This window comes from Actinomadura syzygii, from assembly GCF_008085905.1.
Classification (GTDB): Bacteria; Actinomycetota; Actinomycetes; order Streptosporangiales; family Streptosporangiaceae; genus Spirillospora; species Spirillospora syzygii.
In genome coordinates, this window is the sequence record NZ_VSFF01000001.1 from 1 (window position 1) to 17,317 (window position 17,317).

Genomic DNA, 17,317 nt, shown 5'->3' on the forward strand with positions numbered 1-17,317 from the left:
AGCGGCCGGATATCGATGCCGTTTATATGGAGGCCACCCAGGCCATGACGGGTCAGGGCGGGTGGCCGATGACGGTGTTCATGACGCCGGAGGGGCATCCGTTCTACTGCGGGACGTATTTTCCGCGGGGAGTTAACGCTTGCTGTACTGCGGAGCCTTGCGGGCCTTCTTGAGGCCGGCCTTCTTGCGCTCGGGGACGCGGGCGTCGCGCGTCAGGAATCCGGCCTTCTTCAGGGCCGGGCGGTGCTCGATGTTCGCGAACTGGAGGGCCCGGGAGATGCCGAGGCGCAGCGCGCCCGCCTGCCCGGTGGTGCCGCCGCCGCCGACGCGGGCGAGGACGTCGAACTGGCCCTCGAGCCCGAGCAGCACGAACGGCTCGTTCACGATCTGCTGGTGGACCTTGTTCGGGAAGTACTGGTCCAGGGTGCGGCCGTTGATCTTCCACTTGCCGCTGCCGGGGACGATGCGGACCCGCGCGATGGCCTGCTTGCGGCGGCCGGTGCCGGCGGCCGGGCCGGTGGCGACCGGCTGGCCGAGGAAGCTCTCGCCGGCGGCCTCGGGGGTCTCGGTGCTGTACTCGGACGGAGCGTCCTCGTAGGAGTCGAGCTCGGCGCTCGTCTCGGTGGTGTCGTCCACGGTTCTCCTCGGTTTTCTAGCCAGGGCGGCGGACCCGTGCGAACGGGCGCCCCGGCGGCCACTTTTTCAAGGGTGCGCCCGGAGGCGCGGGGCTCACTTCTGGATCTGGCTGATCTGGGTGATCTCGAACGGGACCGGCTTCTGCGCCTGGTGCGGGTGGTCGGGCCCGGCGTAGACCTTCACCTTGCCGAACATCTTCCGGCCGAGGGAGTTCTTGGGCAGCATGCCCTTGATCGCCTTCTCGACGGCCCGCTCGGGGTGCTTCGCCATGAGGTCGGCGTACTTGACCGACCGGAGGCCGCCCGGGTAGCCGGAGTGCCGGTACGCCTTCTTCTGCTCCAACTTGTTGCCGGACAGCGACACCTTGTCGGCGTTCACGATGACGACGAAGTCACCGGTGTCGAGGTGCGGAGCGTAGATCGGCTTGTGCTTGCCCCGGAGCAGCTGCGCGACCTGACTGGCGAGACGGCCCAGCACGACATCGGTCGCGTCGATGACGTACCACTGACGCTGGACGTCAGCGGGCTTAGGGGTGTACGTGCGCACGGTCGTCAGCCTTCGTTTCTCGTCGACTTTCAGCGGTTTCGATCCTCGCCCGGCCCAGCGGACGGGCGCCATCAGCGGAATTCCTGCTCGCGCCGACCAGAGGATCGTCCGATCCGGCGCTCCGGGAGCCGGGGCCCGGACCGGCGGCCACGCCGGCAGACGCGGACACCACGGGGAAACACCGGCACGTCGTCGCGTCGTCTCCCGCCCGCCGAACGGCGCGCGTCAACGCACACAACAAACACGCAGGATACTCGCCCGCGCGCCCGAGGGTCAAAACGGGACGGCGAGTCGTCCCGCACGCGCCTCCCGCGCGGCGGCCCCGTCCCGGAAAGGGAACGGTCAGCGCCTTCCAGACTACCCGTCGTAGTTGTTCTGGCCTTTTCAGACGATCTTTCATAACAGGGGGTGTATGCCGGGATATGGTGCCGGGCGACCGGTCCACGCCGGCTCAGGCCGGCCCGCACCCGGGAGCCCCCGCTGTCCACTCCCCGCAGACCAGGTGACCCCGCCGGACGCCGCCCGCCCGCCTACTCCGGGCCCCGCGACGCCGCGTCCCGGCCCCGCCGCGCCTCACTCCCCGAGGACACGCTCGTCGCCAGGGGCCCGCGCCGCAGCGCGTCCCAGCACGGCGAATCCCAGCACGGCGCGTCCCGTCCGGGCCGTTCCGCCCCGCCGCCGGGCGGCGGCCCCCGGCCCGGCAAGCGCGGACGCGAGCGGCCACGCAGCAGGCGCGTCACCGCGATCGTGGTGGCCGTCGCGGCGTCCGGGCTCGCGGTGAGCACCGGCGTCGTGCTCGACCGGGTCGTCCTGCCAGGGCTGAGGTCGGAGCAGACGAGCGCGTCCGGGGCCGATTCGGGACCGTCCGCGCTGGTCTCGCCAGGCCCGCAGAGCGACGAGACCACCACCGCGGGCGCGGACCCGGGCACGGGCACGCCGGGCGGCGGAGCGAAGCCCGGCGGCACCCCCGCCCCCACCGCGCAGGAGCGGACGCCCCCGCTGAAGCCGATGCGCGCGCCCGGGTCGGCCGTGCGGCCGTCCAAGTCGGACGCGCCGTCCACCCCGGACAAGCCGCCCGCCGACACCGGCGCCCCCGGCGGCGGGACGACGGGCCCTTCCGGCCCGGAGACCGCCGTGGTCGCGCTCACCAACGCCGAGCGCGCCAAGGCCGGTTGCAGGCCGCTGCGCGTGGACGAGCGGCTCGCCGCCGCCGCCCGCAAGCACTCCGCCGACATGGCGGCCGACGACTACTTCGACCACACGTCCCGCAACGGCGACAGCCCGTGGCAGCGGATGGAGGACGCCGGGTACCCGAGCCCCGGCGCGGAGAACATCGCCAAGGGCTACCCGACGGCCCAGGCCGTCATGGAAGGCTGGATGAACAGCCCGGGCCACCGCGCCAACATCCTGAACTGCGATCTGCGCGCCATCGGCGTCGGGCGGGCGTCCGGCTCCGGCGGCCTCGTGTGGACGCAGGACTTCGGCTGGAAGTGATCGTCGCGCTCCGGGCGGTGACCTTCGGCGAACCACGCGCGCCCGGTTCGCCCCCATGTCATGGTTGGTGTCTCGAAGGTCCAGAGCCCTGAACGAGGAACGGTAAGGTCCAAGCCATGGGTTATCCGGGCGATCAAGGCAAGCCCGGCGACCGGCCCCCGGGACGGCCGCCGCACGAGCCGTACGGACCCGGAGCCGAAGCGCCGCCGTACGGCACCGACAACGACGACCCCTTCCCGCCCCGCGGCGAGGCCGCCTTCGGCTACCGCGACGAGTCCTCCTTCGCGCCCCGCGACGAGGGGCCCGGCGGGCAGCAGCAGTACGGCGGTGAGCCGTTCGCCGGTCCGCCCGGCCAGTCCTCCTCGTGGTCGGACGACACCCCCTCCTGGTCCGAGCAGCCGTCCGCCTCGCCCTGGTCGGAGCAGCAGGCGGGCTCCGCCTGGTCCGACCAGAAAACGGACTCTGGTTGGTCCGACCAGAAGACCGACTCCGGCTGGTCTGATCAGAAGACCGACTCTGGTTGGTCTGGTCAGGAAGGCGACTCCGGCTGGTCCAACCAGCAGCCCGGCAGCGGTTGGTCCGACCAGCCGGTGGCGGGGGGCGCGCACGCCCAGGGAGACGACCCCTTCGGTTCTCCCGGCCCCTACGGCGGCTTCGAGCCCACGCCGCCCGGCCCGGCCCCGGAGTCGTCCGGACCGGGGTCCGGCGGGACGGGCCGCCGCAACATGCCCCTGATCATCGGCGGCGCGGCGGTCGCCGGGCTGCTCCTCATCGGCGGCGGCGTCGCGCTGTCGTCCGTCCTCAAGGACGACCCCGAGCCGAAGAAGCCGACGCCGTCCACGGCGGCGGCGCAGCCGCAGGCCACGCCGAGCCCGACGCAGCCCGTGCTCGCGCCGGTGAAGCTGCAGAGCCGCACCACCGACCCGAAGCCGCTGACCCTCAAGGAGGTCTTCGGCAACGGCAAGTTCAAGGTCGGCAAGTACCAGTACGTGCGGACGGCCGCGAACGCCGAGAAGGGCTGCACCGCGATCGCGGGCGGCACGGCGCTCGACAAGGCCCTCAAGGGCGGCTCCTGCACGCAGGTGCTCCGGGCGACCTACGCGCTGAGCAACGGCTCGCTGATCGGCACCGTCGGCGTGTTCAACCTGGAGACCGAGGCCGCGGCCAAGAAGGCCGTCAAGGCGGCCGCCGCCAAGGACGCCTTCCTCCTGGCGCTGCCCGGCAAGGGCGTCTCCAAGACCAACGGCAAGGGCGAGGCGCTCGGCACCTCCGAGGCCCGCGGCCACTACCTGATCATGACCTGGGTACAGCGGCCCGACGGCAAGCGCATCGCCGCCAAGTACCATGCCGCCGTCCGCGTCTTCGGCGCCCAGATGGTGAAGGGCAGCAACCTCGCGCTCGCCCTGCACTACAGGGAAACCGAAGGCAAACCCCTCCAAAAGTAACCGGCTTGAATACTCTCTCTGCCTATGTCTGCACCTAGAGACACACGGGACACCGCCGAGCCCGCGGGGACGCCCACCGTCCCCGCCGCTCCGGCGGAGTCCGCGGCGCCCGCCTCCCTCAGGCCGCCCGCGTTCGGCCTGGAGGCTCCGTGGTGGGCCGCCGAGTCCGCGGCGGACACCGTCCCGCTCACCGGCGCCCCGGCGGTCCCGCCCGCTCCGCGTCCCGCCCCCGACGACGCGACCACCGAAGACGCGCCTGCTGACGACGCGCCTTCCAACGACGCGACCGGCACGGACGCGACCGGCACAGACGCGGGCCGCGACGTCGTCCAGGCCGCCGCAGAGGCGCCGAGCGCGCCCGGAACCGGCGGACCGCCGCCCGGGACGCTCGTCGCCGGGCGAGGCGTGCCCAGCGTCGACTCGCGCCGCGCCGTGCCCGCGCTGCCGCTCGTGAAGCCGCCGCCCGCGTTCGGCGAGACCGACCCGGACGGCTTCCCGCCCGTCCGCCCGCGGGACGACTCCACGGACGACGTCCTCGCGGACGAGCCCGCCCCAGCGGCCCCGGAAAGTTCGGACACCCGGGTGGCCCAGGCCGAGCCCTCCCCGGTGGAGGCTCCCGGCGTCGAGGAGACAGCCGTCGACGACACCGCCGTAACCGAGTCCGCGGACACGTCCGCCTTCGAGAAGGCCCGGCGCGCGGAGGACGAGTCGTCCGCGTCGCTCGCGCCCGTCCTGGTGCCGGACGCGATCCTGCCGCCCGGCGTCGTCCCGCCCACCGGCAGCGGCCCGTTCCCCACCGGGACGGGCGAGCCCGCGGCGGTCACCGCCGAGCAGCACACCGTGATCACGCCGGTCTACCACGCCGAGGGCGGCGTCCCGATCGACACGCCGCCGCCCCCGGGCGCCCCGCCGCGCCGGGCGCCGCGCGGCGGCGACGGCGGCAACAAGAGCCGCATCGTGCTGATCGGCGGCGGCGCGGCGCTCATCCTCGCCGCGGCCCTCGGGCTGTTCGCGATCGGCGCCGACTCCGGCGGCGGAAAGAACGGCAAGACCTCCGGGTCGCCCGCCACGCAGGCGGCCCCGGCGGTGACGCCGTCGACGGCGACACGGGCGCCCGTGGACATCGGCGACGAGAAGACCGACCCCCAGGACCTCACCTTCCGCGACGTGTTCCCCACGCAGGTGATCCAGCTCGGCGGGCGCACCTACTCCCGCGAGCGCTGGTCCCTCAACCGGGACGTGTCGTACGCGGCGCGCGGCTCGATGCTGCAGGCCCTGCTCCAGGAGAAGTGCCGCAAGATCGTCCGCGCGACGTACATCGACAAGGGCAGGGCGCTCGCCGTCACGTCCGGGATCGCGGTGCTGCCGACGAAGGACGCCGCGCTCCGCATCAGCAAGGCCGGAAGCCCCGCGAAGTACGAGTGGTTCCGCGGCATGGGCGGCAAGCACGCCCCCGACCTCGACCGCGCGGGCGGCTACGCCGCCGCCACGGTACGCGGACGCTACGTCGCCTATGCCTACGTGCAGTGGGCGAACGGCAAGCAGGCCAAGCCCGGCGACCCGGTGATCAAGGAAGCGGCCCAGCAGTTCCTGGACTACGACCTGCGCCCCATCCTCGCCCGCGCGGGCGGCTGACCCCACGCGCGGCCCCTGGCACGTCCGGGGGCCGCGGGCGGTCAGGAGGCGCCGCGCCAGGCGGCGTTCTCCGGGGGCTCGCCCATCGTCTCGGGTCTCGCTCGTTCGGCGGCGTCGGCGGTCTGGGCAGCGGCGGCGGCGTTCAGCGTCCGGACGCGGCGGGTCTCCTGCGCGCGCTTGGCGAGGCTGTCGTCGTCCGGGTAGCGGATCTCCTCCAGCGACAGGCCGTGCGCGGGCGCGACGTTCACCCCCGAGTCGCGGACGCGCGCGGCCAGCACCTCGGCGGGCCACTCGATCTCGCGGCGGCCGTCCCCGACCATCAGCAGCGCGCCGACCAGCGCGCGCACCATCGAATGGCAGAAGGCGTCCGCCTGCACGGTCGCGAGGGCCAGGTGCGGGTCGCGGTCGTCGCGGGTCCACTCGTAGCGCAGCAGCTCCCGGATGGTCGTCGCGCCCTCCCGCTTCCGGCAGTACGCGGCGAAGTCGTTCTCCCCGACCAGGAGGCGCGCGGCGGCGTTCATCCGGTCCAGGTTCAGCGGGCGCGGGTGCCACAGCACGTCGTGCCGCCGCAGCGGCTCCACGCCGAACGGGTTGTCGCACACCCGGTACACGTAGCGGCGGGACAGCGCGGAGAACCGCGCGTCGAACCCCTCCGGCGCGACCGACACCCGCCACACCCGGACGTCCGGCGGCAGCAGCCCGGCGAGGCGGCGCGGCATCGTCCCGTTGATCGCCGAGTAGGCCGCGACGGGCACCACCAGGTGCGCGACCTGGCCCTGCGCGTGGACGCCCGCGTCCGTCCGGCCGGCGACGGTGAGCATGGGCGGCGGGTCCAGGCGGAGCATCCGGGCCAGGGCGTCCTCGATGACACCTTGGACGGTCCGCTGGTTCGGCTGTCTCGCCCAGCCCGCGAAGTCGGACCCGTCATAGGAGATGTCGAGCCGCAGTCTTACCAGTGCGGTCATGTCAGCCGAGCTGTCCTTCTGCACGGTGGCCGTTCCATTCTCCTCTGAGCGCTCGCTCCGCTACTGGCATGACCATGCGATCAAGTGTGGCAAAGATGCGGGCCCGCCGTCCCGGAGGGGAGCGGCGGGCCCGTTCATCATGTCGGCCGAAACCGTAAATGCGATTGCCAAGTCCTACTTGGCGTCGCCGTCCTCGGACTCGGCGGCCGTGTCGGTCGCGGTGTCGTCGGCCTTGGTCTCCTCGACCTCGGTCTCGGTCTCCGCCTTGGCGGGAGCCTCGTCCTCGGTCGCCTTGGCCGGGGCGGCCTTGGCGGTCGAGACGGCCGGCATCTCCTCCTGGACCAGCTCGATGACCGCCATCGGGGCGTTGTCGCCCTTGCGCGGCCCGAGCTTCGTGATCCGGGTGTAGCCGCCCGGACGGTTCTCGAAGCGCGGCGCGATCTCGGTGAAGAGCCCGTGCACGACGGACTTGTCGCGGATCGTCCGAGCGACCAGGCGACGGTTGTGCAGGTCGCCCTTCTTGGCCTTGGTGATCAGCTTCTCCGCCAGCGGACGCACCCGCCGGGCCTTGGCCTCGGTGGTGGTGATGCGGCCGTGCTCGAACAGCGCCGTCGCCAGGTTCGCCAGGATGAGGCGCTGGTGGGCGGGGCTGCCGCCGAGGCGGGGGCCCTTGGTGGGCTTGGGCATTGCGGTTCCTTCCTGCACCGGCCGTACCAGGTACCGGTGTCAGCTGGTCCGCGGACGGCCGGGGAACTGTCCCCCGGCCGCCACCGCGGATCGGGTTTCTAGTACTGCTCGGTCTCGGCGTAGCTCTGGTCGTCGTCGCTGTAGTTGTCGGCCGCCGCGCTCGGGTCGAACCCGGGCGGGGAGTCCTTCAGCGACAGGCCCATGTCGTTGAGCTTCTGCTTGACCTCTTCGATCGACTTGGCGCCGAAATTCCTTATATCGAGAAGGTCCTGCTCGGAGCGGGCGACGAGCTCGCCCACCGAGTGGATGCCCTCGCGCTTCAGGCAGTTGTAGGAGCGGACCGTGAGGTTCAGCTCCTCGATCGGCAGGGCCAGGTCCGCGGCGAGCGCGGCGTCCGTCGGGGACGGGCCCATGTCGATGCCCTCGGCCTCGACGTTCAGCTCCCGGGCCAGCCCGAACAGCTCGACGAGGGTCTTGCCGGCGGAGGCGACCGCGTCGCGCGGCAGCATCGCCTGCTTGGTCTCCACGTCCAGGATCAGGCGGTCGAAGTCGGTGCGCTGCTCGACTCGGGTCGCCTCGACCTTGTAGGTCACCTTGAGCACGGGCGAGTAGATGGAGTCGATCGGGATCCGGCCGATCTCCTGGCCCGGCTGCTTGTTCTGCGCGGCCGAGACGTAGCCGCGGCCGCGCTCGACCGTCAGCTCCATCTCCAGCTTGGCCTTGTTGTTCAGGGTGGCGATGTGCAGGTCGGGGTTGTGGACCTCGACGCCCGCGGGCGGCGCGATGTCGGCCGCGGTCACCTCGCCCGGCCCCTGCTTGCGCAGGTACATGACGACCGGCTCGTCGTGCTCGGACGAGACGACGAGCTCCTTGAGGTTCAGGATGATGTCGGTGACGTCCTCCTTCACCCCCGGAACGGTGGAGAACTCGTGGAGGACGCCCTCGATCCGGATGCTGGTGACGGCCGCACCGGGAATCGAGGAGAGCAGGGTGCGACGCAGCGAGTTGCCGATCGTGTAGCCGAAGCCCGGCTCCAGCGGCTCGATGGTGAACCGCGACCGGTACTCGTCGACCTGCTCTTCGGTGAGAGTCGGACGCTGAGCGATGAGCATTGTGGTACCTACTTCCCGCGGTGCCCGCTATTTGACTACCGCGTTCGTGAGTGTTCCCCGTCCCGCCGGAATCCCACGCGGGGACCCCGGCGGGGCGCGTTGAGCCCTACTTGGAGTAGAGCTCGACGATCAGCTGCTCCTGGACGGGAGCGTCGATCTGCTGCCGGACGGGCAGCGAGTGCACGAAGATGCGCATCTTGTCGCCGTCCACGCCGAGCCATGCTGGGACCGGACGGTCGCCGACCTCGGCCTTGGCGACCTGGAACGGCGTCATCTCCAGCGACTTCGGCTTGACGTCGACGATGTCGGCCTCGCCGACGAGCGCCGACGGGATGTTGATCTTCTTGCCGTTGACCCGGATGTGGCCGTGCCGGATGAGCTGGCGGGCCATGTCGCGGGACTTGGCGAAGCCGCCCCGGTAGACGACGTTGTCGAGCCGCCGCTCCAGGAGGGCGAGCAGGTTGTCGCCCGTCTTGCCCTGCTGGCGGTTCGCCTCGACGTAGTAGTTGTGGAACTGCCGCTCCAGCACGCCGTAGATGCGCCGCGCCTTCTGCTTCTCGCGAAGCTGCAGCAGGTACTCGGTCTCCTTCGGCCGACCGCGTCCGTGCTCACCCGGCGGGTAGGGACGGATCTCGATCGGGCACTTCGGGCCCTCGCACTTGCTGCCCTTGAGGAACAGCTTCATCTTCTCGCGGCGGCAGAGCTTGCAGTCCGCACCGGTGTAACGAGCCATTTGTCTAGATCTCCCCTGCCTCAGACCCGGCGACGCTTGGGCGGGCGGCAGCCGTTGTGCGGAACGGGCGTGACGTCCTGGATCGAGCCCACCTCAAGTCCGGTCGCCTGCAGCGAGCGGATGGCGGTCTCGCGGCCCGAGCCCGGGCCCTTCACGAAGACGTCGACCTTGCGCATGCCGTGCTCCATCGCGCGCCGGGCGGCGGCCTCGGCGGCCTGCTGCGCGGCGAACGGGGTGGACTTGCGCGAGCCCTTGAAGCCGACGTGGCCGGACGAGGCCCAGGAGATCACGTTGCCGTTGGGGTCGGTGATCGAGACGATCGTGTTGTTGAACGTGCTCTTGATGTGGGCGTGCCCGTGAGCGACGTTCTTCTTTTCCTTGCGGCGCACCTTCTTCGCGCCTACACGGCTCTTAGGAGGCATCTGCTCTCACTTTCGAGGTCATCGATCCGGAGGACCGAACTCGGCTTGGTGCCGGGGGTCCGGCGGACTACTTCTTGCCGGCCTTCTTCTTGCCGGCGACGGTCTTCTTCTTGCCCTTGCGGGTGCGCGCGTTGGTCTGCGTGCGCTGGCCGTGCACGGGCAGCCCGCGCCGGTGCCGGATGCCCTGGTAGCACCCGATCTCGATCTTGCGGCGGATGTCCGCCTGGACCTCGCGGCGAAGATCACCCTCGATCTTGTAGTTCGCCTCGATCCAGTCGCGGAGCTTCACGAGCTCGTCGTCGCCGAGCTGGTGGACCCGCAGGTCGCCGCTGATGCTGGTGCCCGCCAGGGTCTCCAGCGCCCGCGTCCGGCCGATGCCGAAGATGTAGGTGAGAGCGACCTCCAGGCGCTTTTCGCGCGGGAGGTCGACGCCGAGGAGGCGTGCCATGTGGGCAGTTCCCTTCATTCTGCGGAGGTATGGACACATCGCGTCCGCACACACCCTGCCCGGGTGGCGGCCCCGGCCTCGCGCGGTCCGGGGGTGGGCCCTCACACGGCTGTGCCGTACGAACCGTCTCAGGCTCGTACGGCTGTCCGCGTGAAGTCTGCGATGCGCTTGACTTTGTCGCCGCGCCCGGGCTCAGCCCTGGCGCTGCTTGTGGCGCGGGTCGGTGCAGATGACCATGACCCGGCCGTGCCGCCGGATGATCCGGCAGTTCTTGCAGATCTTCTTGACGCTCGGCTTGACCTTCACTGGGTCTCCTAATGCTCAGGGTCACCCCCGCGCCGCCACGCACGGGGAAGGCAACCCCAGTGGGTGCTACTTGTAGCGGTAGACGATCCGACCGCGCGTGAGGTCGTAGGGGCTCAACTCCACAACGACGCGGTCGTCCGGCAGGATCCGGATGTAGTGCATCCGCATCTTGCCGCTGATGTGGGCGAGCACCTTGTGCCCGTTGTCGAGCTCCACCCGGAACATGGCGTTCGGGAGGGACTCGATGACGGTGCCCTCGATCTCGATGGCCCCTTCTTTCTTGGGCATGTCCTCCGCGCTTCGCTGATCGGCTCATTGGACTCGGTCCGGCTCTCCGGAGGAGAATCGACCGCAGTCCACACCGCGACGCGGAAGGCGTCAGGAAGGGGAATCGAGCGGTCGACGACGGACCGACAAGGGAGTCTACGTCAACCGGGCGTCCAATGCGAAATCAGCGCATGACACGGCACCGGAGACCGCTCCCGAGCCAAGCATACATCGCCAGCGCGTTGTACCTTCGGGGAGAGATACGTCGGAGGAGGGTCAGCATGCCGAGCTATGACTTCGCGCTGATCCTCAGCCGTCCCCTCTACGAGGACGAGCTCGATCCGCTCTTCGACCGCACCAACGGCGCCGTCACCGTCTCGATCATCAGCGAGCCGCAGCACGCCGAGCGGCCGGGCAACGCGTCCTGCTCCTGGACGGGCCGCACCCTCGCCGTCGCGATCATGGAAGTGGTGGAGCACGTCGAGGCCAGCGCGCCCGGCCTGCACGTCCTCCAGGTCGAGGCCGACCCGCTGCTCACCATCCGCGACATCGCCGAACGGGTCGGCCGCTCGCTCGACTCCGTCCGGCACGCGATCACCGGGGCCCGCGGCGCGGCGGGCTTCCCGTCGTCGGAGATGTCGACCGCCGGGCACCGGCTGTGGCGCTGGTCCAAGGTCGCCGCGTACTACGGCCTGGACGACCCGCAGCTCGTCGAGGCCAAGCCGACCGTCCAGGCGATCAACGGGTGGCTCGCGCTGCGCGACGTCGTCCCGGACGTCGCCCCCGCGCCCGAGGAGATCACCTCGGCGCTCTCGCTGGTAATCCCGCACGTCGCCTGAGCGGACTCCCCGTAGCCGACCCGCCCGAGCGGACCGGCCGGGGGCCGGGTCGACAGTGCGGGCGCGCGGGCGCGAAGATCGTCCCGGCGCCCGGGCCGCGGGGTGTCCCGGACCTGGGACGCCGTGGTGTGCTTGGGCTAGGGGAGAGGGATCGATGGCGATCATCGCGCAACTGAGCGACATCCACCTGGCGGCCGGACGGGACGGCGAGGTGGACGACGGCTCGGGCCCGGTGCGCGCGTTGCGGGCCGCGGTGTCCAGCCTGCTGTCGCTGCCCGCGCGGCCGGACGCCGTCGTCCTCACCGGCGACCTCGCCGACGCCGGCAAGCCCGCCGAGTACGCCCGGCTGCACGCGCTGCTGTCCCCGCTCCCCATGGCCGTCTACCCGATGTGCGGCAACCACGACGACCGCGACGAGATGCGCCGGGCGTTCAAGGACCACCCGGTGATCGCCGCGACCGGGACGTCGGCGCGGGCGCCCGTCCAGTACGCCGTCGACGTCGCGGGCGTCCGACTCGTCTGCTGCGACACCACCGTGGACGGCCACGCCCACGGGCACCTCAGCGAGGAGCGGCTCGCCTGGCTGGACGCCGTCCTGCGCGACGCGCCCGACACGCCGACCGTGGTCGCCACGCACCACCCGCCGTTCCCCATCGGCATGCGGTTCATCGACGACCTGCGGTTCGTCGACCCGGCCGGGTTCGCGTCCGTGATCTCCCGGCATCCGCAGGTGGTGCGGGTGATCTCCGGGCACGTCCACCGCGCCTCGGTCGGGTCGGTCGCCGGGACGGTCAGCACCACCTGCCCGAGCACCTACCGGCAGCTCTTCCTCGACCTCACCAAGCAGGGGCGCGCCGCCGTCACCGGGGAGCCGGCCGGGTTCGCCATCCACCTCATCGGCACGGACGGCACCGCCACCACGCACTTCGCGCCGACCGGCAACTACCGCCCGCTGATGGACGTCGACGTCGAGTGAAGGGCCCCGGGCGCCGGGATCAGTAGTCCCGGCGTCCGCCGAGGATCGTCCGGACGAGCAGGAGCGCGCCCCACGGGCCCGCCACCCACACCCACCACGGGTACACCATCCCGGACGACACCACGATGATCAGCCAGATCGCCAGGTTCAGCCCGCTGATCGCGGCCCACGCCGCCCACATCTGCGGCGCCCGGCGCGGTTCGAGGCCGCCGGACGGCGGCCGCGCCACCGACGCGGTGCTCTTCGGCTGCGACGCCGGGACCGGAAGCTGGTACAGATCCTCCTCCGGCAGGTCGGAGGTGACCTCCTGAAGGTCCCCGAGGGTCTTCGCGCCGTACACGGCCTCGAGCCGCTCCTGCAGCTCGTCCATGCTGATGCGGCCCTCGGCGCAGTGCTCCCGCAGGCTCTCCGCCACCCGGTCGCGGTCGGCGTCCGACGCCCGGATGTCAGGGTTCGGCGCCATCGCTACCTCCGCTCCTCAGGACGTGACGTTTCCTTCATTCTCCGCCACGCGGAGCCTTTCCAGCCACTCCCGGCCCTCGTCAAGGGCAGTGAGGACGCGCGGACCGTCCTCCGTCACGGCGAAGGTGTGCTCGAAATGCGCCGAGACGCTGCCGTCGACGCTGACGACCGTCCAGCCGTCGTCCAGTTCGGCGGTGTCCTTGCCGGCGAGGTTGACCATCGGCTCGACGGCGAAGCACATCCCCGGACGCAGCACGGGGCCGTGCCCCGCGGGGCCGTGGTTCGGGATCAGCGGGTCCATGTGCATCTCGGTGCCGATGCCGTGCCCGCCGTACCCCTCAACGATGCCGTAGGGGCCCTGAGAGCGGATGTAAGCCTCGATCGCGTGCGACATGTCCGAGAGCCTGGCTCCCGCGACTCCGGCCGCGAGGCCGTGCCACAGGGACGCCTCGGTGACCTCCAGGAGCCGCCGCCGCTCCGCGCTGATCTCCCCCACCGGGACGGTAATGGCCGCGTCGCCGTGCCAGCCCTCGACGATCGCCCCGCAGTCGATGGAGATGATGTCGCCGTCCCGCAGCGTCTTGTCGGGCCGCGGGATGCCGTGCACGATCTCCTCGTTGATCGAGGCGCAGATCGTCCCGGTGAAGCCGTAGTAGCCCTTGAACGACGGGACGCCGCCGTTGTCGCGGATGTGCCGCTCGGCCAACGTGTCGAGGTCGAGGGTGCTGATCCCGGGCTTCACGGCGTCGCGTAGGAGCTCGAGCGTGCGGCCGACCAGCAGGCCCGCCGCACGCATCAGCTCGATCTGTTCCGCGGTCTTCATCTGGATCGCGGGTTTACGTCCTCTGAACATGTCCCGTCAGTCTTCGAGCGGGCGGAGGGCCGACAGCGCGCGCTTCGTGACCTCTTCGACGGGCCCGGTGGCGTCGATGCCGACGAGGATGCCCTCGTCCGCGTAGAACTGCACCAGCGGAGCCGTGTCGTGCTGGTACACCTCCAGGCGATGCATGACGACCTCTTCCTTGTCGTCGTCGCGCTGGAACAGGTGCCCGCCGCAGTCGTCGCAGATGTCGTCCTGCTTGTCGTCGAAGTCGACGTGCCAGATCCGGCCGCAGCGGTCGCAGGTGCGGCGGCCGGACAGCCGGCGGACGACCTCGTCCTCGTCCACGACCAGTTCGAGGACGAGGTCGAGGCGGTTGCTCCACTCGGCCAGGATCTTCTTCAGCGTCTCCGCCTGCGGGACGTTGCGGGGGAAGCCGTCCAGCAGGAAACCGTCGCGGGCGTCTTCCTCGCCGAGCCGGTCGCGGACCATGGCGATCGTGACCTCGTCCGGGACGAGGTCGCCGCGGTCCATGAACTGCTTCGCCTGCCGGCCGAGCTCCGTGCCCCCGCTCACGTTGGCGCGGAAGATGTCACCTGTCGAGATCTTCGGGACGGACAGATGAGACGCGATGAACTGGGCCTGTGTCCCCTTGCCCGCACCCGGGGGGCCCACCAGGACGATACGCACTACCGGAGGAAGCCCTCGTAGTTGCGCTGCTGGAGCTGACTCTCGATCTGCTTCACGGTATCCAGTCCGACGCCGACGATGATGAGGATGCTCGTGCCGCCGAAGGGGAAGTCCTGGCTCGCGTTCAGGAGTGCGAACGCGACCATCGGGATCAGCGACACCAGCCCCAGGTACAGCGCACCGGGTGTGGTGATCCGAGTCAGCACGAAGTCGAGGTATTCGGCGGTCGGCCGACCAGGACGGATACCTGGGATGAATCCACCATACTTCTTCATGTTGTCGGCTACTTCAGTGGGGTTGAACGTGATCGCCACGTAGAAGTAGGTGAAGAAGATGATGAAGACGAAGAAGATCGCCATGTGCCAGGCGTTGTCCTGCTGGAGGTACGGCTGGATCTTCTGCAGCCACTTCGTGTTCGGCCACAGCTGCGTCGCGAGCACCGGCAGGTAGAGCAGCGACGACGCGAAGATGATCGGGATGATGCCGGCCTGGTTGACCTTCAGCGGAATGTAGGTCGACGTGCCGCCGTACATGCGCCGTCCGACCATCCGCTTGGCGTACTGGACGGGGATCCGGCGCTGCGCCTGCTCGACGAACACGACGCCCGCCATGATGGCGAGGCCGACGATGAGCACCAGCGCGAAGACGAAGCCGTTCTTGGACTTGTAGATGCTCCAGAACTGGGCGGGGAACACCGCGACGACCTGGGTGAAGATCAGGATCGACATCCCGTTGCCGACGCCGCGGTCGGTGACCAGCTCGCCCAGCCACATGATGACCGTCGTGCCCGCCACCATGCAGATCACCATGGTGATGATGGGGAAGATGCCGGTGTCGTAGAGGATCTCGCCCTTGCCGGACACGCTCTGGAAGAGCTGCCCGGTGCTCGCCATCGCGACGATGCCGGTCGCCTGGAGGATCGCCAACCCGACGGTCAGGTACCGGGTGTACTGGGTGATCTTCGTGGTGCCGGCCTGGCCCTCCTTCTTGAGGGCCTCAAGGCGCGGGATCACCACCGTGAGCAACTGAAGGATGATGCTCGCCGTGATGTACGGCATGATGCCCAGCGCGAAGATCGAGAGCTTCAGGAGCGCTCCGCCGCTGAACAGGTCGACGAGCCCGTAGAGCTGGTTGCTCTTCTTGGCCGCGTCCGCGGTCTGTTTCAACACCTCCACGTTGACGTTCGGCGTCGGCATGATGGAACCGAGCCGGAACACCAAGATCATGAACAGCGTGAAGAACAGTTTCTTACGCAGGTCAGGCGTACGAAAAGCCCGTGCGAACGCGGTCAGCACCATTCCTCCTGCGTGACTGGCGAGTTCATGGCCGCCGAGGGCCGGTTAACAAACTCCATGAGTTCGGGCGGAGGATACCGGGTGAGAGGTGGGAGTGTGCAATCTCACGCGAACACCTTCGCCGCAGTGACTCTAACAGCAGATGCGACCGGGGCCGCCCCACGCGACCCCGCGGCCTCTCGGCCCCGGGGGTCTCGCGAGCGCGGCCCCGGCATCGGAAGTGATCCTTTTTACAGCTCGTCGGCGGTTCCACCGGCCGCGGCGATCTTCTCCTTCGCGGATCCGGAAAAAGCGTGAGCCTTCACCCGAACCGCGACAGAGATCTCGCCGGTGCCGAGAACCTTGACCGGACGGCCGCGGCGCACCGCGCCACGGGCCGCCAGATCGTCCGCCGTGACCTCGCCGCCCTCGGGGTAGAGCGCGGCGAGCTTGTCCAGGTTCACGACCTGGAACTCGACCCGGTTCGGGTTCTTGAAGCCCTTGAGCTTCGGAACCCGGCGGATCAACGGCATCTGGCCGCCCTCGAAGCCGACGGGCACGGTGCCGCGGGCCTTCGTGCCCTTGGTGCCGCGTCCCGCCGTCTTGCCCTTGGACGCCTCGCCGCGGCCCTTGCGGGTCTTCTTGCGGTTGGCGCCGGGGGCCGGACGCAGGTCGTGCACCTTCAGCGGAGTGCCCTCCGCCTCCGGGGCGTCCTGCTTGGAGAGATCAGCCATCTCAGTCGACCTCCTCGACGGTGACGAGGTGCGCCACCGTCCGGATCATGCCGAGCACCTCGGGGCGGTCCTCGCGGACGACGCTCTGCCCGATCTTCTTCAGGCCGAGGGTGCGCAGCGTGTCACGCTGGTTCTGCTTCTCGCTGATCACGGACTTCTTCTGCGTGATCCTGAGCTGGCTCATGACGCGGCCGCCTCCGCCCTGGGCTCGCTGCCCGCGGCGCGGGCGCGCAGCATCGCGGCCGGGGCGACGTCCTCGATCGGCAGGCCGCGCTTGGCCGCGATCTCCTCCGGACGCTTCAGCGCCTTCAGCCCCGCGATCGTCGCGTGCACGATGTTGATCGCGTTGTCGCTGCCCAGCGACTTGCTCAGCACGTCGTGGATGCCCGCGCACTCCAGCACGGCGCGCACCGGGCCACCCGCGATCACGCCGGTGCCGGGGCTCGCCGGACGCAGCAGGACCTCGCCCGCCGCGTCCCGCGCCTGCACCAGGTGCGGGATGGTGCCCTGGATCCGCGGCACCTTGAAGAAGTGCTTCTTGGCCTCCTCGACGCCCTTGGCGATCGCCGCGGGCACCTCCTTGGCCTTGCCGTAGCCGACGCCGACGGTGCCGTTGCCGTCACCGACGATCACCAGGGCGGTGAAGCTGAAGCGACGCCCGCCCTTGACGACCTTGGCGACACGGTTGATCGCCACGACCTTCTCGATGTACGACTGGCCCTTGTCGGCGCCACCGCGGCGGTCGTCGCGGCGGTCGCGACGGTCGCCACCCTGACCGCCTCCACGCCTCTGCGCTGCCATCAGTGGTTCCTCTCGTTCACCTTGG

Annotated in this window: 22 protein-coding genes and 1 pseudogene; 6 read left to right on the forward strand and 17 right to left on the reverse strand. The window is 70.3% G+C overall.

What is annotated here, in order from left to right; genetic code table 11:
• Positions 1–128 (forward strand): annotated as a pseudogene (locus tag FXF65_RS00005) (DUF255 domain-containing protein); the annotation flags it as partial.
• 4 nt (positions 129–132) lie between these two features.
• Here the strand turns inward: FXF65_RS00005 and rpsI are convergent.
• Together rpsI and rplM are read right to left on the reverse strand one after the other, a co-directional pair.
• Positions 133–636, reverse strand: a complete 504-nt coding sequence (gene rpsI, locus FXF65_RS00010) for a 30S ribosomal protein S9 (protein WP_148347453.1) — start codon at positions 634–636, stop codon at positions 133–135.
• Positions 637–729: 93 nt separating this feature from the next.
• Positions 730–1,182 (reverse strand): 50S ribosomal protein L13, encoded by a 453-nt coding sequence (rplM, locus tag FXF65_RS00015; RefSeq protein WP_067889167.1) that lies wholly within the window; start codon positions 1,180–1,182, stop codon positions 730–732.
• Between the two features lie 408 nt (positions 1,183–1,590).
• Between rplM and FXF65_RS44985 the strand changes: the two genes are divergently transcribed.
• From FXF65_RS44985 to FXF65_RS00035, 3 genes are all read left to right on the forward strand, one after another.
• Positions 1,591–2,676 (forward strand): CAP domain-containing protein, encoded by a 1,086-nt coding sequence (locus FXF65_RS44985; protein WP_246198272.1) that lies wholly within the window; start codon positions 1,591–1,593, stop codon positions 2,674–2,676.
• A 116-nt stretch (positions 2,677–2,792) separates the two neighbouring features.
• Positions 2,793–4,121 carry a hypothetical protein gene (locus tag FXF65_RS00030; RefSeq protein ID WP_148347454.1) on the forward strand — a complete coding sequence of 443 codons (1,329 nt, stop codon included), beginning with the start codon at positions 2,793–2,795 and terminating at the stop codon, positions 4,119–4,121.
• 24 nt (positions 4,122–4,145) lie between these two features.
• On the forward strand, positions 4,146–5,756 hold the full coding sequence (locus tag FXF65_RS00035; RefSeq protein ID WP_148347455.1) for a hypothetical protein: 1,611 nt from the start codon (positions 4,146–4,148) through the stop codon (positions 5,754–5,756).
• A 41-nt stretch (positions 5,757–5,797) separates the two neighbouring features.
• On the opposite strand, the gene truA is transcribed toward FXF65_RS00035, so the two are convergent.
• The 8 genes from truA to infA form a co-directional block, all read right to left on the reverse strand.
• Positions 5,798–6,721 carry a tRNA pseudouridine(38-40) synthase TruA gene (gene truA, locus FXF65_RS00040; protein WP_187411997.1) on the reverse strand — a complete coding sequence of 308 codons (924 nt, stop codon included), beginning with the start codon at positions 6,719–6,721 and terminating at the stop codon, positions 5,798–5,800.
• 174 nt (positions 6,722–6,895) lie between these two features.
• The gene (gene rplQ, locus FXF65_RS00045; RefSeq protein WP_148347456.1) at positions 6,896–7,408 is read right to left on the reverse strand and encodes a 50S ribosomal protein L17; all 513 of its coding nucleotides are present in this window, start codon (positions 7,406–7,408) and stop codon (positions 6,896–6,898) included.
• 98 nt (positions 7,409–7,506) lie between these two features.
• Complete coding sequence (locus FXF65_RS00050) at positions 7,507–8,520, reverse strand: DNA-directed RNA polymerase subunit alpha (RefSeq protein ID WP_089324443.1); 1,014 nt, start codon at positions 8,518–8,520, stop codon at positions 7,507–7,509.
• A gap of 106 nt (positions 8,521–8,626) precedes the next feature.
• Positions 8,627–9,253 carry a 30S ribosomal protein S4 gene (gene rpsD / locus FXF65_RS00055; RefSeq protein ID WP_148347457.1) on the reverse strand — a complete coding sequence of 209 codons (627 nt, stop codon included), beginning with the start codon at positions 9,251–9,253 and terminating at the stop codon, positions 8,627–8,629.
• 20 nt (positions 9,254–9,273) lie between these two features.
• Positions 9,274–9,675, reverse strand: coding sequence for a 30S ribosomal protein S11 (rpsK, locus tag FXF65_RS00060; protein ID WP_021596710.1), 402 nt, complete (start codon positions 9,673–9,675; stop codon positions 9,274–9,276).
• 67 nt (positions 9,676–9,742) lie between these two features.
• Positions 9,743–10,123: a 30S ribosomal protein S13 gene (gene rpsM / locus FXF65_RS00065; protein WP_067889188.1), complete on the reverse strand. Its 381-nt coding sequence runs from the start codon at positions 10,121–10,123 to the stop codon at positions 9,743–9,745.
• A 192-nt stretch (positions 10,124–10,315) separates the two neighbouring features.
• Positions 10,316–10,429 (reverse strand): 50S ribosomal protein L36, encoded by a 114-nt coding sequence (gene rpmJ / locus FXF65_RS00070; protein WP_019632585.1) that lies wholly within the window; start codon positions 10,427–10,429, stop codon positions 10,316–10,318.
• Positions 10,430–10,495: 66 nt separating this feature from the next.
• Positions 10,496–10,717 carry a translation initiation factor IF-1 gene (gene infA / locus FXF65_RS00075; protein ID WP_018657567.1) on the reverse strand — a complete coding sequence of 74 codons (222 nt, stop codon included), beginning with the start codon at positions 10,715–10,717 and terminating at the stop codon, positions 10,496–10,498.
• 260 nt (positions 10,718–10,977) lie between these two features.
• Here infA and FXF65_RS00080 point away from each other — a divergent pair, with 260 nt between their 5' ends.
• Together FXF65_RS00080 and FXF65_RS00085 are read left to right on the forward strand one after the other, a co-directional pair.
• Positions 10,978–11,535 carry a hypothetical protein gene (locus FXF65_RS00080; RefSeq protein WP_148347458.1) on the forward strand — a complete coding sequence of 186 codons (558 nt, stop codon included), beginning with the start codon at positions 10,978–10,980 and terminating at the stop codon, positions 11,533–11,535.
• A 154-nt stretch (positions 11,536–11,689) separates the two neighbouring features.
• The gene (locus tag FXF65_RS00085; protein WP_148347459.1) at positions 11,690–12,511 is read left to right on the forward strand and encodes a phosphodiesterase; all 822 of its coding nucleotides are present in this window, start codon (positions 11,690–11,692) and stop codon (positions 12,509–12,511) included.
• Positions 12,512–12,530: 19 nt separating this feature from the next.
• Here FXF65_RS00085 and FXF65_RS00090 read toward each other — a convergent pair whose 3' ends face one another.
• From FXF65_RS00090 to rpsE, 7 genes are all read right to left on the reverse strand, one after another.
• The gene (locus FXF65_RS00090; RefSeq protein ID WP_148347460.1) at positions 12,531–12,974 is read right to left on the reverse strand and encodes a DUF1707 SHOCT-like domain-containing protein; all 444 of its coding nucleotides are present in this window, start codon (positions 12,972–12,974) and stop codon (positions 12,531–12,533) included.
• A 15-nt stretch (positions 12,975–12,989) separates the two neighbouring features.
• A complete protein-coding gene (map, locus tag FXF65_RS00095; RefSeq protein WP_148347461.1) occupies positions 12,990–13,826 on the reverse strand; it encodes a type I methionyl aminopeptidase in 837 nt (278 codons plus the stop codon).
• Between the two features lie 6 nt (positions 13,827–13,832).
• Complete coding sequence (locus FXF65_RS00100) at positions 13,833–14,483, reverse strand: adenylate kinase (protein WP_148347462.1); 651 nt, start codon at positions 14,481–14,483, stop codon at positions 13,833–13,835.
• Complete coding sequence (secY, locus tag FXF65_RS00105; RefSeq protein WP_148348298.1) at positions 14,483–15,778, reverse strand: preprotein translocase subunit SecY; 1,296 nt, start codon at positions 15,776–15,778, stop codon at positions 14,483–14,485. Before secY ends, FXF65_RS00100 begins: the two co-directional genes overlap by 1 nt.
• Positions 15,779–16,008: 230 nt before the next feature.
• Positions 16,009–16,491, reverse strand: coding sequence for a 50S ribosomal protein L15 (rplO, locus tag FXF65_RS00110; protein WP_148347463.1), 483 nt, complete (start codon positions 16,489–16,491; stop codon positions 16,009–16,011).
• A 1-nt stretch (position 16,492) separates the two neighbouring features.
• A complete protein-coding gene (gene rpmD / locus FXF65_RS00115) occupies positions 16,493–16,675 on the reverse strand; it encodes a 50S ribosomal protein L30 (RefSeq protein ID WP_148347464.1) in 183 nt (60 codons plus the stop codon).
• Positions 16,672–17,292 carry a 30S ribosomal protein S5 gene (rpsE, locus tag FXF65_RS00120; protein ID WP_021596721.1) on the reverse strand — a complete coding sequence of 207 codons (621 nt, stop codon included), beginning with the start codon at positions 17,290–17,292 and terminating at the stop codon, positions 16,672–16,674. Before rpsE ends, rpmD begins: the two co-directional genes overlap by 4 nt.
• Between the last annotated feature and the right edge of the window lie 25 nt (positions 17,293–17,317).